Raw genomic sequence first — 13,895 nt, forward strand, 5'->3', positions numbered from 1 at the left:
CACTTCGGTGGGCTTATTTTATGGCTCGTCGCGGGTGCTGCGTTACATCTGCCCCCGCCGCGAGCAGATCTGGGCGATGCGCGAGATCGCAGACGGTTCCCTCGCGCCCGGCATATTCTGCAGGATGCACTCGTGATACGCCTTCTCGCGCGGCAGCAGCATTTCGCCGTTGCGGTACAGCGCGTAGCACGAGCGCTGGATATAGTTCGACGCTACCTCGTTGCGGGCGTCGCGCAATCCAGCGAGCATGCAGTCATCATAGGACGACTGACCATCGGCCAGCGCAGCATGCGCGCTCAGGAGGCCCAGCAGGCCAATCGCAGTCCGCAGCGTGAAACTCCATCTGCCATTCTTTACCATGACGTTCCTTATTATGCTTCTCGCCTGCCTGCGTGAGTTTGCGTGGCGTGGACACTGGCCTCGCAGTCGCAGCAGTGTATCAAAGGACGTCATTCATGCTTTGTTGAAGTGTCACTGATCATCACGACGCCCATGACACCCCGGCAGTGCGAGACGCGCTGCGCACGGTCAGTCCGGTTGCGCGCCGAGCATGCGCGAAATATCCGCGACGAGCGCATCCACTGCCACGCGCACTTTCGACGGCATGTGCCGTGCCTTCTGCCGCACGACGTGAACTTCGTCGCCCATCACGCTCTTGCTGTCCATGACGAGTTCGAGTCGACCGTCGCTCAGATACGGGCCCATGAGCCAGCACGGCAGCCACGCGAGACCAGCGCCGGCAGCGGCCGCATCGGCGATCGCCAGCAGGTCGTCGAAGCACAGCCGCGAAGCGAGCCGGCACTCCTCGACCTCGCCGCCGGGACCGCGCACGCGCCACGCCGGGCTCTGTCCCGCGCGGCCATAGGCGATGCCGGTGTGCGTGGCGAGCGCTGCGACGTCCGCTGGCTTGCCCTGCTGTGCGAGATACGCCGGAGAAGCGCAGATGCCCATACGCTGCACACCGAGCCGGCGCGCGACGAGCGTGCCGTGGTCGGGCAGCGTGCCGATGCGCACGGCCAGATCGAAGCCGTCCTCGACGAGATCGGCCACGCGGTCGCTGAACGAGAGTTCGACATTCAGACGCGGATGCTCCTCGACGAGCCGCCGCACCACGGGCGCGACGCACTGGCGCCCGAACAGTACCGGCGCGCTGATCCGCAGGCGCCCCGCGGGCTCGCGCCGTCCGTGATCGAAGGCGGCTTCCACGGCGCTCAGTTCGCCCAGCACTCGGCGGCACTGCTCGTAGTAGGCGTGGCCTTCGTCGGTGAGGCTCAAGCTGCGCGTGGTCCGCTGCAGCAGGCGCACGCCGAGGCGCTGTTCGAGCCGCGCGACGATCTTCGCGACCGCCGAGCGCGTCACGCCAAGGCGCTCGCCCGCGGCGGAGAAGCTGCCCGCGTCCACCACGTCCACGAATTCGGCCACGCCGCTCAGGCGGTCGTTCATATTCCCACTCCTTTTGTATCCCTTACGGCGACAACCAAGCTCCAAAATCTCACCAATGTCGCCTCGCAAGCAACACTATCATAGGTGCTCCCACTCGGAATGGAGCAGTCATGAACGCATGGAAATTGAAGGCCGGCAGCGGCCATGGCGCACTTGTGCGCGCCGACTTCACGCCGCGCACGCCCGGCCCGCATGACGTGGTCGTGAAGATTCACGCGGCCTCGCTCAACTATCGCGACCTGATGTTCGCGCGCGGCGATTACCTCGGCCTTGGCGACACGCCGCTCGTGCCGGTCGCCGACGGCGCGGGCGAAGTGATCGAAGTCGGCGCGGCCGTCACGCGCTTCAGGCCCGGCGACCGCGTGATCAACACCTACTTCCCGCATTGGGTGGATGGCCCGGCCACGCCGTGGAAAGTACGCGAGACGCCCGGCGCGCAATTCGACGGGGTGCTCGCCGAACGCTTCGTCGCTGAGGAAACGTCGCTCGTTGCGATCCCCGCTCACCTGGGCTACGAGGAAGCCGCGACGATGTCGTGCGCCGGCATCACCGCCTGGAACGCGATCTTCGCCGATGGCGGCGCACGGCCCGGCGCGACCGTGGTGCTGCTCGGCACCGGCGGCGTGTCGATCTGGGGGCTGCAGCTCGCCCACGCGGCCGGCTTGCGCACCATCATCACGTCTTCGAGCGACGAGAAGCTCGAACGCGCCCGCGCGCTCGGCGCGAGCGAGACCATCAACTATCGTTCGCACCCCGAATGGCAGGACGAAGTGCTGCGGCTCACGGGCGGCGAAGGCGCCGATATCGTCGTGGAAGTGGGCGGACGCGATACGCTGCCGCGCTCGGTGGCGGCCGCGAAAATGGGCGGGCTCGTCGCGATCATCGGCGGCGTGACGAGTTTCGCGGGCCCCGAACTAGGGCTGCTATCGGTGATCGGCGGAGTCAAGCGTCTGCACGGCATCATGGTCGGCAGCCGCACGATGCTCGACGACCTCACGCGTTTCGTCGCCGCGCAGCAGATTCGCCCCGTGGTGGACCGCGTGTTCGCTTTCGACGAAACGCCCGAAGCTTATGCATGGCTGGAAGCCGGCAAGCATTTCGGCAAGGTGGTGATACGCGTGGCCTGATCCACGTGTGCAAAAAAGCGAGCGGGCACGCCTGGTGCCCGCTTCTTTTTGGGTGGGCCGGTCGCTTTAGAAAACCGGATGCCCGTTGATCACGCTAGGCAGCCACGTCGAGAAGAACGGGAAGTAGGTGACCAGATTGATCGCGCTAAAAATCGCCAGATAGTAAGGCCACGCGACCTTGGTGGTCTCCCCGATCGACACGTCGCCGATGGCGCAGCCGATGAACTGCACCGAGCCGATTGGCGGATGTACGAGGCCGAGCGCGCAGTTCAGCAGGATCATGATACCGAACTGCACGGGGCCCACGCCGCTATGCATGGCGAGCGGCAGAAAGAGCGGCGTCGTGATGAGAATGTGCGCCGCCATGTCGATGAACGTGCCGAGAAACACCTGGATGATGTTGATGTACAGAAGCATCAGCCAGGGCAGCGTCGTGGCGTGTTCGAGCACGCGCTCGATGGCCTCCGGAATCTCCAGATAAGCCATCTGATAGCGCAGCATGTTCGACACCGCGATCAGCAGCAGCACGACGCCCGTGGTCTTGGCCGCGCGCGAGAGGGCGAAGAACAGCTTCTCCTTCGTCATCGAGCGATAGACGGTCACGGTGAGCGCGAGCGAATACACCACGGCAATTGCGGCCGCTTCGGTTGCGGTCGCAATGCCCCGCGCCACGCAGAAGAGAATGATGGCGATCACGAGCAGCCCAGGCAGCGCGCCGAGGAACGCTCGCACCACGGCGAGCCAGCCGGGAAAGACCTGCAGCCTGCTGGAGCCGTCCGCGCTGAGCGGATAGCCGAAGCGGCGCGCCTGCCAGTACGCGGCAACCAGCACAAAGCCCATGACCCATAGCACGGGCAGCAGGCCCGAGAACAGCAGATCGCCAATCGATACGCCGCTCATCTGCTGGCCGTTCAGCGTGCCTGTGATGCCTTGCGCCGCGAACGCGTAGATGATCATGTTCGTCGATGTGGGCATCAACGCGCCCGCCAACGACGAGTGCGTCGTCACGTTGACGGCGTAGGCCGCGCTATAGCCTTCGCGCTTCATGAGCGGAATGACCACACCGCCCATTGCCGACGTGTCGGCGGAAGGCGAACCGGAAACGCCGCCGAACAGCGTGCACGCGACGACATTGGCCATGCCGAGACCGCCGCGGAAATGCCCCACGGCGGCCTGGGCGAAGCGCAGGATGCGGTCGGCAATGCCACCGTGCAGCATCAGCTCGCCAGAGAAGATGAAGAACGGCACCGCGAGAAACGAAAACGCGTTCATGCCCGAGATCATCGACTGCATGGCAGTCGCGGCCGGCAGTCCTTCGTAAAGGTACGTGCTGACGCAGGCGAGACCGAGGGAGAAAGAAACCGGCACCCCAACGGCGAGGAGCACCAAAAAGCTGAGCGAAAGAATTGCGAGTTCCATGTTTGCCCTACTTTGCCTTGCGTACGAACAGTGCCAGCAGATGCTCGAGCGAGAACAGCACGATGCAGGTGCCGGCCACGACCGGAATGACATAGCGCACCGCTTCCGGTATGCCGAGAATCGCGATGTGGTCATCCATGGTCGTGTCCGCCATTTGCAGGCAGCCGAAGAAAATCGCCACGCCAAGCGCGATCAGGCAGAGGTGCTGGAACGCCTCCGCGATCAGTTGTCCCCGCGGGGAAAACTTCTTGACGAGCGAATCGAGACCGATATGCCCGCGCTCGCGCACTTTGAGCGCGGCGCCGAACATGGCGATCGTGACCACCAGCAGCAGCGCAATCGGCTCGACGAAATCGGGTGCGCTCTCGAACACGTAGCGCATGATCACGCCGTAGAAGACGAGAACCGTCAGCGCGGCGAGCGCCACAGAGGCAACGATCGTCAGTAGGCGAAATAGCAAATCGTTGGGGACTTTCAGGAAAGTCATGATCCATCCTTGCACGGCACACACTGCACGACTGCGTTGTTTCAGCGCCGCGCCGCCTGGCGACGCGGCGCCCCCGGGCTTTAGTGAATCGCCTGGATTTCGTCCACGATCTTCTTCATGTCGGCCGTCTTTTCATACTTCGTCCAGACCGGCTGCATGGCCTTCACGAAGGCCGCACGATCGACCTGCGTGGCCGGAATGATGGTCGCGCCGCCCTTTTCCACCGCCTTGCCCGCTGTATCCTCGCGCGCGGTCCAGAGCTTCACGTAGTACGGCACCGAGTCGGCTGCCGCCTTCTTGACGATCTCCTGCTCCTGCGGCGTGAGCGTGTCCCATACCTTCTTCGAGAACACGAGCACTTCAGGCGTCATGGCGTGATCGGTCTCGGAGTACACCTGCGCCACTTCGTAGTGCTTCGTTTCCTCGTAAGACGGCAGGTTGTTTTCCGCGGCGTCCACGAGGCCCGTCTTCAGGCCCGTATACACTTCGGCGAACGGCATCGGCGTGGGCGTGCCGCCCATGGCCTTGATTTCATCGACCATGAGGTCAGACGGCTGCACGCGCACCTTCAGCCCCTTCATGTCGGCCGGCGACTTGATCGGACGCTTCGCGTAGATCGAGCGCGCGCCGCTCTCGTAGAAGGTCAGCGCGATCATGCCCTTGGCCTTGAAAGCGTCGAGAATCTTCTGGCCTTCGGGGCCGTACATCACCTTGCGGAAATGGTCGATGTCGCGAAAGAGGAACGGCAGCGAAGGAATCATCGATTCCGGCACGATCTCGTTGAACGCGGCGCCATTGGCGCGCACCATGTCGAGCGCGCCGATGCGCACCTGGTCGATCGTATCGTTCTCCGAACCGAGTGCGCTGTTGCCGAACACCTTAATCGAGTCCTTGCCGCCCGTGGCCTGCGAAATTTCTTCGCCCATGTGCTTGAGCGCCATGTTGGTCGGGAAGGTGTCGCTGTGCACGTCGGCTACGCGGAACACGCGCGCGTGCGCCGCGCCTGCGGTGAGCGCGAGCGCCGCCAGAACGGCCATAGCGGTCTTCGCGGTGCGTGCACCATGTGAGTTGCGAAAAGTCTTTTTCATTGCTTGCCCCAAGAATGGAAGAGTTGTTTTCGAGCTGTGTCTGGGCTGATTCGCTGGCCAACCGGGTGTCTCAGAACCGGTGGATGATGCCTGCACCTGCTGCGACGATGCTTCGGGAGGAAGACGGGGTGGTCTGGACCCCGCCGCCGATCGTCGCGGTCGCGTTGATGATCTGCGTACCGTTGCCTGTGCAGGACGACGCAAACGCGGGCGCGCCGCCCGCAATCGCCACCCCGATCGCAGCGCACTTCAGCCGGCGCCTGTTCTCCGCCATTCTCCGATCTCCTTTTGTTCTTCGCGTGCCATTTCTGGAAAACGTTTTCTCGGAATTTAATGGGTTCCTTTCGAAATGGCTAGTAGGTAGTTACGCGGAGCGGCGCAGGGTCGGCGCGGGCGAGGCGGCGAATCGGGAGCAGGCGTGACGAGGCCGCCGGCCTTGCCCGGCGGCCAGCGTGGGGGGAAGTACAGGAATCAGGAAATCAGCGGCAGGCGACAGTCGAGTCGCGCACGACGAGGCGGGGTTCGAGCACGACCTGCTCGACGTCGGGCCGGCCAGCGAGGACGTCGATGAGCTTTTGCATGGCCAGCTCTCCCATGCGCTCGCTCTGCCCGTCGATCGTGGTCAGGCGCGGCTCGACATATTCGCCGTAGGGCACATTGTCGATGCCGGCGACCGAGACGTCCTGCGGCACGCGAAAGCCGAGCGACCTGGCCTCCTTCATGAAGCCGAGCGCGATGAGGTCGTTGTAGCAGATCACCGCGTGGGGGCGTTTCGGACCCAGCATTACCCGCGAGCAGGCCTGCTCGCCCGCCTGGGCGGTCGGCGCGTGCGTCTCGTAGACGTCGAGCGTGAGGCCGGCCTCGGCCAGTGCCTCGGTAGCGCCGGCAATGCGCTCGTCGTTGATGGTCGCCGCGGCGAAGCCCAGATAGGCGACGTGGCGGTGCCCGAGATTGAGCAGATGGCGCACCAGCATGGAAGTCGCGAGCCGGTTGTCGAAACCGACGGTGGGCATGTCGAGCCCGCGCACGGTCCGGAGCATGACGACAGGCTTGCCCAGATTCATCGTCCACCGGGCAATTTCCTCGGAAGCTCGCGAGCTGACGATGAGCCCGTCCACGCGCGGCGCGAGCGCTTCGATGAGCGAGCGCTCGCGCGCGAGATTCTCTTCGGCGTCCACGAGAAGCAGCGTGTAGTCGTGCTGGAGCGCCACGCGGTTCGCGCCCTTGACCACGTTCGTGAAGTGCGGGTTCGCGATGTCCAGAATGGCGATGCCAATGGTGCGCGTGCGCCCCGTGATCATCGAGCGCGCCAGCGGATTGGAACGGTAGCCGAGCAGCGCGATGGCGTCCTTGACCTTCGCTTCCACCGCCGGCGAAAAGCGTTGCGTGCCGTTCACGTACTTCGACACCGTCGCGACCGAAACGCCGGCCATGGCGGCGACATCGCGAATCGTCGGGGAACCACTTTTCATAGATTGGCAACGCCAGGGAGGATCGACGGCGAGCATTGTCGCAGAAACGGACCTGGGGCGAACCCCGGTGTTCGTCGCAGGTAATCCTCCATTGACGCTGTGACTTCCGATGGCTATATTCGGAAAACGTTTTCCTCACGCTTTCAATATTAAAAATAATTCCCAGGGAGCCCTGATGTCGCAACACTCACTTGCAGCAAAACCGTTCGGCCGCCTTCTTCTTACTGGCGCGGGCGGCAATCTGGGCCGTCAGTTGCGCGGCGCGCTCGCGAACTGGGCCGACATCGTTCGCGTCAGCGACATCACGGAGTTGGGCGAGGCGGCGGCGCACGCGGAAACGCGCCGCGTCGACCTCTCGGATCGCGAGGCGGTCATGCAACTTGTGGAAGGCGTGGATGCGATCGTGCACCTGGGCGGCATCTCCATCGACGCGCCGTTCGACGATCTGCTCGAAGCCAACATTCGCGGCACGTACAACCTCTATGAAGCCGCGCGCAAGCACGGCGTCAAGCGCATCGTCTACGCCAGTTCCAATCACGTCACGGGTTTTCATCCCGTGACGAGCGTGCTCGATACCGACGCCGCGCACCGGCCGGACAGCCTGTACGGCGTGACGAAATGCTTCGGCGAATCGCTGTCGCGCTATTACTTCGATCGCTTCGGCATGGAGACGGTCTGTCTGCGCATCGGTTCGTCGTTCGAAGAACCTAAGAACGCTCGCATGCTCGTCACCTTCCTGAGCTATCGCGACTTCATCGAACTCGTGCGCTGCTCGCTGTTCACCCACCGCGTGGGTCATGCGATCGTCTATGGCGTATCGGCCAACCCGGCGAGCTGGTGGGACAACGGCAAGGCGGGTTTCCTGGGCTACCGGCCGCGCGACAGCTCGGCGGCGTACGCCGAGCGCTTCCCGGCTACTGCGCCGAACGCCGAGCCCGCCGACGCTGCGCAGCAGTATCAGGGCGGACCGTTCGTGATTGGCGAGCCGATGCAAGGCGCCGAACTCTGATTGGAGTCCTGATAATAGGAAGCCACTGAGACGCATGGGGGCAGACGCCTTGGCCGCGAAGCGGCTGGGGCGGGATCGTTGCGGCGATTGACGGTTAGTTGCACATTCACCTGCGTCGCGCGCCCACAGCAGATCTCGCCCTCGCCCTCGCCCTCGCCCGGTAGCGGATACAATCCGCAGGCTGTATTTGTGAATTACAGTCTGTGATTTGTATTTTTACTTTACAGGGTTTAGACTGTATTTGACTGCGCCGCGAGTTTCCGTTCGCTTCGGCCGTCTGCATCGGCATTTCGCCGCCCGGAGTTGCCGTGGACTACCCTCTCAAGACCCTGAGCCAGCTGCGCCCGATTCTCGTCGGCTTCCGCAAGAAGGCCGGCCTCACCCAGAAAGACATCGCCGCGCGGCTCGGCATCTCGCAGCAGAGCTATGCCGCGTTCGAGGCGAATCCCGAAGCGGCGAGCGTCGAGCGGCTCGTGCGGGTCTTGCGGCTCGTCGACGTCGAAATCAAGCTCGGCGCACCCGAAGCGAAGGCCGCGCCGGTCGCGGAGAAAGCCGCTCCGCGTCCGGCCAGAACCCCCGCAGCCGCGGCCAAGATGTCGAGCGCGGCCAAGCCCGCGGCCGCGCGCAAACGCACCCGCACTACGCCAGCGGCCCCAGCGCCGCAGCGCCAGTCCGCCGGCCGCCGCAAGCCGAGGGAGAACTGGTGAGCGCACGCCCCCGCCTGCCCAACCGGCTCGACCTGTGGATGAACGGCCTCCCGGTGGGCTACTGGGAGAACGTGCGCGGCAACGAACGCCTCATCTACCTCGACAGCTGGCTCGACGACGAGCAAGGCCGCCCTCTTTCCCTCTCGCTGCCGTTCACGCCCGGCAACCAGCCCTACCGCGGCCAGATCGTCGCGGACTATTTCGACAATCTGCTGCCGGACAGCGACCGCATCCGCAGACGCATCGCCGCGCGCTACCAGACCGGCGGCATCTCGCCGTTCGAGTTGCTTGCTGCGCTCGGCCGCGATTGTGTGGGCGCGCTGCAGATTCTTCCCGCGGGCGAAGCCCCCGCCGGCCTGAAAAGCATCAAGGGGCGCGCCCTGAGCGAAGGCGACATCGCGCAACTGCTGCGCGAAACCACCGCCACGCCGCATGCGGGCGAGCACGAAGCCGTGGACAGCCTGCGGTTGTCGATCGCCGGGGCGCAGGAAAAGACCGCGCTGCTGCGGCATGGCGGCCAATGGCTGCTTCCGCAGGGCAGCACGCCGACAACGCACATCCTGAAGCTGCCGCTCGGCCTCGTCGGCAACATGCGCGCCGACATGCGCACATCCGTGGAAAACGAGTGGCTGTGCACGCAAATCGTCGCGGGCTACGGTTTGCCCGTCGCGCCATGCGAAATCGCGCAATTCGAGGACGCGAAGGCGCTGGTCGTGGAACGCTTCGACCGGCGTCTTGCGAGCGACGCCAGATGGATCGTGCGCCTGCCGCAGGAGGATCTGTGCCAGGCCACGGGCACGTCCGGCCTCGCCAAATACGAAGCCGACGGCGGCCCCGGCATCGACGCGATCATGCAGGTGCTGGACGGCTCCGCGCAGGCCATGGCCGACCGCCGCAACTTCTTCGTCACGCAGGTCATCTTCTGGCTGCTCGCGGCCACGGACGGCCACGCGAAGAACTACAGCATTGCGCTGCTGCCCGGCAGCCGGTACGCCGCCACGCCGCTCTACGACGTGCTCAGCGCGCATCCGATCGTTGGCCGGGGCCGCAATCATATTGCGCCGCAACGCGTGAGCCTCGCGATGGCCGTGCGCGGACGCAACCGGCACTATCGCGTCGAGGAAATCTATCCGCGCCACTGGATCGCGCAAGGCCAGCGCGTGGGATTCTCCGCGGCGGATGTCGAAGCGATGCTCGCGCAGGTGGCAGCGCAAACGCCGCGCGTGATCGAAGCCGTCGCGGCGCAGATCCCCGCCGGCTTTCCCGCCGATGTAGCCGACGCCATTTTCGCCGGCATGCGCCGGCTCGCCGCGCGGCTTACCGCGTAGGCGAAATCAGCCGCACGCAAGCTCGTCGTCGTCGATCGCGCGCGTGAGCAGGTCGAGAAAGGCCTGCATGGTCTGCGGCAGCGTTCGGCCCGCCATCGTCTGGATCTGCAGCGTGCGCTGATGCAGCTCCGGGTTCGTGAGCGGCACGGCGGCCAGCCCCTCCACCTCCAGACGGCCGCGCACGGTCAGAAAACCGGTGAACGTCACGGCGTCGGTCAGGCGTACGAATCGTTGCAACGCCACATGATAGTTGCTGACGAACACCGGCTCGAAGATCAGCCCTTCGAGGCTGCACGCGATGTCGAGGAGCTGGCGAATCGTCACGCCCTGGCTGTTCATCGCTACCGGCCACGGAATCAGATCGCGCAGCGACAGCGACTCGCGCGCCGCCAGCGGATGATCGCGCCGCATGAGCGCGAAGATCGGCGCGCGCTGCGAACAGTGCACGGCAATCTCCTTCTCGGGCGCGACGCTGAAGCACAGCGCGATATCGGCCGTTCCCTCGCGCACGCGTTGCGTTGCAACAGAAGGCGCCGACACGTCCAGCTGAAAGTGCGTTTGCGGATGGCTCCGGAGAAAGTGAGCAAATACCTGTGGCAGAAAATCCGGCGCGAGGCCTTCGGAACTCGCAATACGGATGGTCGCGCGGCCGCCCTCGCTCAGCCCGCGAATCTCGCCGACCACGCGCTCCGTTTCGAGCAGGCTGCGCCGCGCGTGCTCGGCCAGCATGCGGCCCGCCTCGCTCAGCACCATGCCGCGCGGGCGCCGTTCGAATAACGGCGTGCCCAGTTCTTCTTCGAGCCGGGCGATCTGGCGGCTGAGCGCCGAAACGGCGACATAAAGCCGCTCGGACGCCTTGCTCAGCGAGCCGCTGCGGGCCACTTCCAGAAAATAGCGGAGTGCGGTGTTGTCCATGTCGATGAGCGCGGTCTCGTCCGCTTTGCCGTTTCGGCAAAGATAAATCACAAATATTGTAATTGTGCAGAAATATCGGCGGTTGCAGGATCGGTCGACGGCATCAGACAGCATCGAACAGAGGGAGACGCGCGTTGACCCGTGACACCGCCATTCAAATCGCAGCCGCTCAATACGAGTCAGGCCGCTTCCTGAACGATCTGCGCCGCCGCGTGGCGTTTCGCACCGAGAGCCAGGAGCCGGAAAGCGGCGGCCGTTTGCGCGGCTATCTGGACGAGGAACTCGCGCCGCTGCTCACCCAATGGGGTTTTACCTGCCGGGTCGTCGAGAACCCCTCCAACGGCGCGGGCCCGTTCCTGATTGCGCACCGCCACGAAGACGATGCGCTGCCCACCGTGCTCAGCTACGGCCACGGCGACGTCGTACGCGGCTACGACGCGCAATGGCGTGCGGACCTCACGCCATGGGACGTGACCGTCGACGGCGAGCGCTGGTACGGCCGCGGCACCGCCGACAACAAAGGCCAGCACAGCATCAACCTAGCGGCGCTCGAGGCCGTGCTCGACGCGCGCGGCGGCAACCTCGGCTTCAACCTCAAGCTGCTGTTCGAAACGGGCGAGGAAGTCGGCTCGCCGGGCCTGCACGAACTGTGCACGCAGTTGCGCGACGAACTCGCCGCCGACGTGCTGATCGCCTCCGACGGACCGCGCCTTAGCGCGCACCGTCCGACGATCTTTCTCGGCTCGCGCGGCCTCGTCAATTTCAAGCTCGAACTCACGCTGCGCGAAGGCGGCCATCATTCGGGCAACTGGGGCGGCCTGCTGCGAAATCCGGGCGTCGTGCTCGCGAACGCGATCGCCTCGATGGTCGATGCGCACGGCAAGATCCTCGTCGATGGCCTGCGCCCGCCGCCGATTCCGGAATCCGTGCGCCGCGCGCTCGCCGATATTCGCGTGGGCGGCAATCCGGGCGAGCCCGAGGTCGATCGCGACTACGGCGAGCCGGGCCTCACGCCCACCGAGCGCGTGTTCGGCTGGAACAATCTGGAAGTGCTCGCGTTCCGCACGGGCAACCCCGAAAAGCCCGTGAACGCGATTCCCCCGCACGCCATCGCGTATATGCAGATCCGCTTCGTCGTCGGCACGAACTGGCAGGACCTCGAACGAATCGTGCGCGCGCACCTCGACGCGCACGGCTTCGACATGATCGAACTCGAAGTGGAGCGCGGAGCACCGGCCACGCGTGTCGATCCCGACAACGCCTGGGTGCAGTGGGCGCTGCGCTCGCTGCGCGAGACCACGGGAGCCGACCCCGTGCTGCTGCCGAACCTCGGCGGCACGCTGCCCAACGACGTATTCGCCGAGGTGCTCGGCATGCCCACGCTGTGGGTGCCGCATTCGTATCCGGGCTGCTCGCAGCACGCGCCGAACGAGCACCTGCTCGGACCGGTCGTGCGCGATGGGCTGCGCATCATGGCTGGCCTCTTCTGGGACCTCGGTGCAAGAGAGGCCGGCGCTTCCAACCCCGCACCGCATCCCACCACGCTTGCATGAGGACGTCCCAATGAGCATCGAATCCCTACGCGCGCACGGCAGCGATACCTGGTCAGAGCCCGCTCAAGGCACTTCAGGCAAGAACGTCTCGCGGCTCATCGTCGCGACTTCGATCGGCAACGCACTCGAGTTCTACGACCTGCTGGCGTACGGCTACTTCGCCTCGACGCTCTCCAAGCTCTTCTTCCCCGTTCATAACGCAACGATGTCGCTGCTGCTCACGCTCGGCACATTCGCGCTCTCGTACCTCGCGCGGCCGGTCGGCGCGCTCGTGCTCGGCTCGTACAGCGACCGCAAGGGCCGCAAGGCCTCGCTCACGCTCTCGATTGCGATGATGACGATCGGCACCGGCATGGTCGCGCTGATGCCCACCTACGCGACGATCGGCATACTAGCGCCCATCGGCATTTTTGCTTCGCGTCTTTTGCAGGGCTTTTCGGCAGGCGGCGAGTTCGGCAGTTCCACCGCCTTCCTGATCGAGCACGCGCCGCAGCGCAGCGGTTTCATGTCGAGCTGGCAGTTCTCGAGCCAGGGCGCGAGCACGTTGCTCGTCTCCTTGTTCGGCGCGGCGCTCACGGGGGTGCTCACGCAGCCGCAGCTCGAAGGCTGGGGCTGGCGCATTCCGTTCCTGTTCGGTGTGCTGATTGGTCCTGTCGGCCTCTATATCCGCAGACGCATGGACGAAACGCCCGAATTCGAGCGTATCGAAAAAGCCGAGTCGCCCGTGCGCGAACTGTTCGCCACGCAGAAGGCGCGCGTGATTGCATCGATCGGCGTGTTGATCCTGACTACGTCCGCTCAATACGTGCTGCTCTACATGCCGACGTATGCTGCGCGGCAGCTCGGCCTCGCACCTTCGTCGGGCTTCATCGCCACGCTCGTGGCCGGCCTGATCGCCATCGTGCTAACGCCGATCGTGGGCCACTGGTCGGACAAGGTAGGCCGCACCCGCATCATGCTCGTGGCGGGCGTGTTGTTCCTGCTCACCGTCTATCCGGCGTTCATGTTCGTCAACGCCCATCCTTCGCTGCCCTCGCTGCTGGCGGCCGTCGTCTGGATCGCGGTGCTGAAGGTCACCTACTTCGCCCCGATTCCGGCGCTCATGGCAGGCTTCTTCCCCGCGCGCACGCGCACCACGGGCATGGCGCTCGCCTATAACGTCGGCACGACCGTGTTCGGCGGCTTCACGCCGCTGGCCGTGGCCTCGCTCATTGCGGTGACGGGCAACAATCTCGCGCCGGGGCTCTGGCTGATGTTCGCGGCCGTATTGAGCCTGGCTACGCTGATCTGGGCGCGGGTGGGTCTCGACGCCCGCTGAACCAACCCCCGTACAAGAACACCAACCGG

Annotated in this window: 14 protein-coding genes; 7 read left to right on the top strand and 7 right to left on the bottom strand. The window is 65.0% G+C overall.

Annotation, left to right across the window (positions count from 1 at the left end):
* Positions 1-42 precede the first annotated feature (42 nt).
* Positions 43-360: a VF_A0006 family four-cysteine protein gene (locus M3I53_RS17990; protein WP_254317237.1), complete on the bottom strand. Its 318-nt coding sequence runs from the start codon at positions 358-360 to the stop codon at positions 43-45.
* A 168-nt stretch (positions 361-528) separates the two neighbouring features.
* Complete coding sequence (locus M3I53_RS17995) at positions 529-1,443, bottom strand: LysR family transcriptional regulator (RefSeq protein WP_254317238.1); 915 nt, start codon at positions 1,441-1,443, stop codon at positions 529-531.
* Positions 1,444-1,553: 110 nt separating this feature from the next.
* On the opposite strand from M3I53_RS17995, the gene M3I53_RS18000 reads away from it, so the two are divergent.
* On the top strand, positions 1,554-2,570 hold the full coding sequence (locus M3I53_RS18000) for an NAD(P)-dependent alcohol dehydrogenase (RefSeq protein WP_254317239.1): 1,017 nt from the start codon (positions 1,554-1,556) through the stop codon (positions 2,568-2,570).
* A gap of 66 nt (positions 2,571-2,636) precedes the next feature.
* Here M3I53_RS18000 and M3I53_RS18005 read toward each other — a convergent pair whose 3' ends face one another.
* The 3 genes from M3I53_RS18005 to M3I53_RS18015 form a co-directional block, all read right to left on the bottom strand.
* On the bottom strand, positions 2,637-3,989 hold the full coding sequence (locus tag M3I53_RS18005; protein WP_254317240.1) for a TRAP transporter large permease: 1,353 nt from the start codon (positions 3,987-3,989) through the stop codon (positions 2,637-2,639).
* Positions 3,990-3,996: 7 nt separating this feature from the next.
* Positions 3,997-4,476 (bottom strand): TRAP transporter small permease, encoded by a 480-nt coding sequence (locus tag M3I53_RS18010; protein ID WP_254317241.1) that lies wholly within the window; start codon positions 4,474-4,476, stop codon positions 3,997-3,999.
* Positions 4,477-4,556: 80 nt separating this feature from the next.
* A complete protein-coding gene (locus tag M3I53_RS18015; RefSeq protein WP_375542550.1) occupies positions 4,557-5,513 on the bottom strand; it encodes a TRAP transporter substrate-binding protein in 957 nt (318 codons plus the stop codon).
* 65 nt (positions 5,514-5,578) lie between these two features.
* Between M3I53_RS18015 and M3I53_RS18020 the strand changes: the two genes are divergently transcribed.
* On the top strand, positions 5,579-5,986 hold the full coding sequence (locus M3I53_RS18020) for a hypothetical protein (RefSeq protein ID WP_254317325.1): 408 nt from the start codon (positions 5,579-5,581) through the stop codon (positions 5,984-5,986).
* 57 nt (positions 5,987-6,043) lie between these two features.
* Here the strand turns inward: M3I53_RS18020 and M3I53_RS18025 are convergent, their stop codons facing one another.
* Entirely contained in the window at positions 6,044-7,036 is a 993-nt protein-coding gene (locus M3I53_RS18025) for a LacI family DNA-binding transcriptional regulator (RefSeq protein ID WP_254317243.1), read from the bottom strand.
* Between the two features lie 175 nt (positions 7,037-7,211).
* Between M3I53_RS18025 and M3I53_RS18030 the strand changes: the two genes are divergently transcribed.
* The 3 genes from M3I53_RS18030 (at position 7,212) to M3I53_RS18040 (ending at position 10,080) form a co-directional block, all read left to right on the top strand.
* Positions 7,212-8,045 carry an NAD(P)-dependent oxidoreductase gene (locus M3I53_RS18030; protein WP_254317244.1) on the top strand — a complete coding sequence of 278 codons (834 nt, stop codon included), beginning with the start codon at positions 7,212-7,214 and terminating at the stop codon, positions 8,043-8,045.
* A gap of 308 nt (positions 8,046-8,353) precedes the next feature.
* On the top strand, positions 8,354-8,752 hold the full coding sequence (locus M3I53_RS18035) for a helix-turn-helix transcriptional regulator (protein ID WP_254317245.1): 399 nt from the start codon (positions 8,354-8,356) through the stop codon (positions 8,750-8,752).
* Positions 8,749-10,080 (top strand): type II toxin-antitoxin system HipA family toxin, encoded by a 1,332-nt coding sequence (locus tag M3I53_RS18040; protein ID WP_375542547.1) that lies wholly within the window; start codon positions 8,749-8,751, stop codon positions 10,078-10,080. Before M3I53_RS18035 ends, M3I53_RS18040 begins: the two co-directional genes overlap by 4 nt.
* A 6-nt stretch (positions 10,081-10,086) precedes the next feature.
* On the opposite strand, the gene M3I53_RS18045 is transcribed toward M3I53_RS18040, so the two are convergent.
* Entirely contained in the window at positions 10,087-10,995 is a 909-nt protein-coding gene (locus M3I53_RS18045; RefSeq protein WP_254317246.1) for a LysR family transcriptional regulator, read from the bottom strand.
* A 134-nt stretch (positions 10,996-11,129) separates the two neighbouring features.
* On the opposite strand from M3I53_RS18045, the gene M3I53_RS18050 reads away from it, so the two are divergent.
* A complete protein-coding gene (locus M3I53_RS18050) occupies positions 11,130-12,548 on the top strand; it encodes a M20 family metallopeptidase (protein WP_254317247.1) in 1,419 nt (472 codons plus the stop codon).
* Between the two features lie 10 nt (positions 12,549-12,558).
* The gene (locus tag M3I53_RS18055) at positions 12,559-13,866 is read left to right on the top strand and encodes an MFS transporter (RefSeq protein WP_254317248.1); all 1,308 of its coding nucleotides are present in this window, start codon (positions 12,559-12,561) and stop codon (positions 13,864-13,866) included.
* Positions 13,867-13,895 lie beyond the last annotated feature (29 nt).

The organism is Paraburkholderia sp. CNPSo 3272 (assembly GCF_024206495.1).
Classification (GTDB): domain Bacteria; phylum Pseudomonadota; class Gammaproteobacteria; order Burkholderiales; family Burkholderiaceae; genus Paraburkholderia.

Excerpts from the sequence above, each read along its gene's own strand:
- M3I53_RS17990 (WP_254317237.1), bottom strand. The coding sequence starts at position 360 with ATGGTAAAGAATGGCAGATGGAGTTTCACGCTGCGGACTGCGATTGGC.
- M3I53_RS17995 (WP_254317238.1), bottom strand. The coding sequence starts at position 1,443 with ATGAACGACCGCCTGAGCGGCGTGGCCGAATTCGTGGACGTGGTGGAC.
- M3I53_RS18000 (WP_254317239.1), top strand. The coding sequence starts at position 1,554 with ATGAACGCATGGAAATTGAAGGCCGGCAGCGGCCATGGCGCACTTGTG.
- M3I53_RS18005 (WP_254317240.1), bottom strand. The coding sequence starts at position 3,989 with ATGGAACTCGCAATTCTTTCGCTCAGCTTTTTGGTGCTCCTCGCCGTT.
- M3I53_RS18010 (WP_254317241.1), bottom strand. The coding sequence starts at position 4,476 with ATGACTTTCCTGAAAGTCCCCAACGATTTGCTATTTCGCCTACTGACG.
- M3I53_RS18015 (WP_375542550.1), bottom strand. The coding sequence starts at position 5,513 with ATGGCCGTTCTGGCGGCGCTCGCGCTCACCGCAGGCGCGGCGCACGCG.
- M3I53_RS18020 (WP_254317325.1), top strand. The coding sequence starts at position 5,579 with ATGGAAGAGTTGTTTTCGAGCTGTGTCTGGGCTGATTCGCTGGCCAAC.
- M3I53_RS18025 (WP_254317243.1), bottom strand. The coding sequence starts at position 7,036 with ATGAAAAGTGGTTCCCCGACGATTCGCGATGTCGCCGCCATGGCCGGC.
- M3I53_RS18030 (WP_254317244.1), top strand. The coding sequence starts at position 7,212 with ATGTCGCAACACTCACTTGCAGCAAAACCGTTCGGCCGCCTTCTTCTT.
- M3I53_RS18045 (WP_254317246.1), bottom strand. The coding sequence starts at position 10,995 with ATGGACAACACCGCACTCCGCTATTTTCTGGAAGTGGCCCGCAGCGGC.
- M3I53_RS18055 (WP_254317248.1), top strand. The coding sequence starts at position 12,559 with ATGAGCATCGAATCCCTACGCGCGCACGGCAGCGATACCTGGTCAGAG.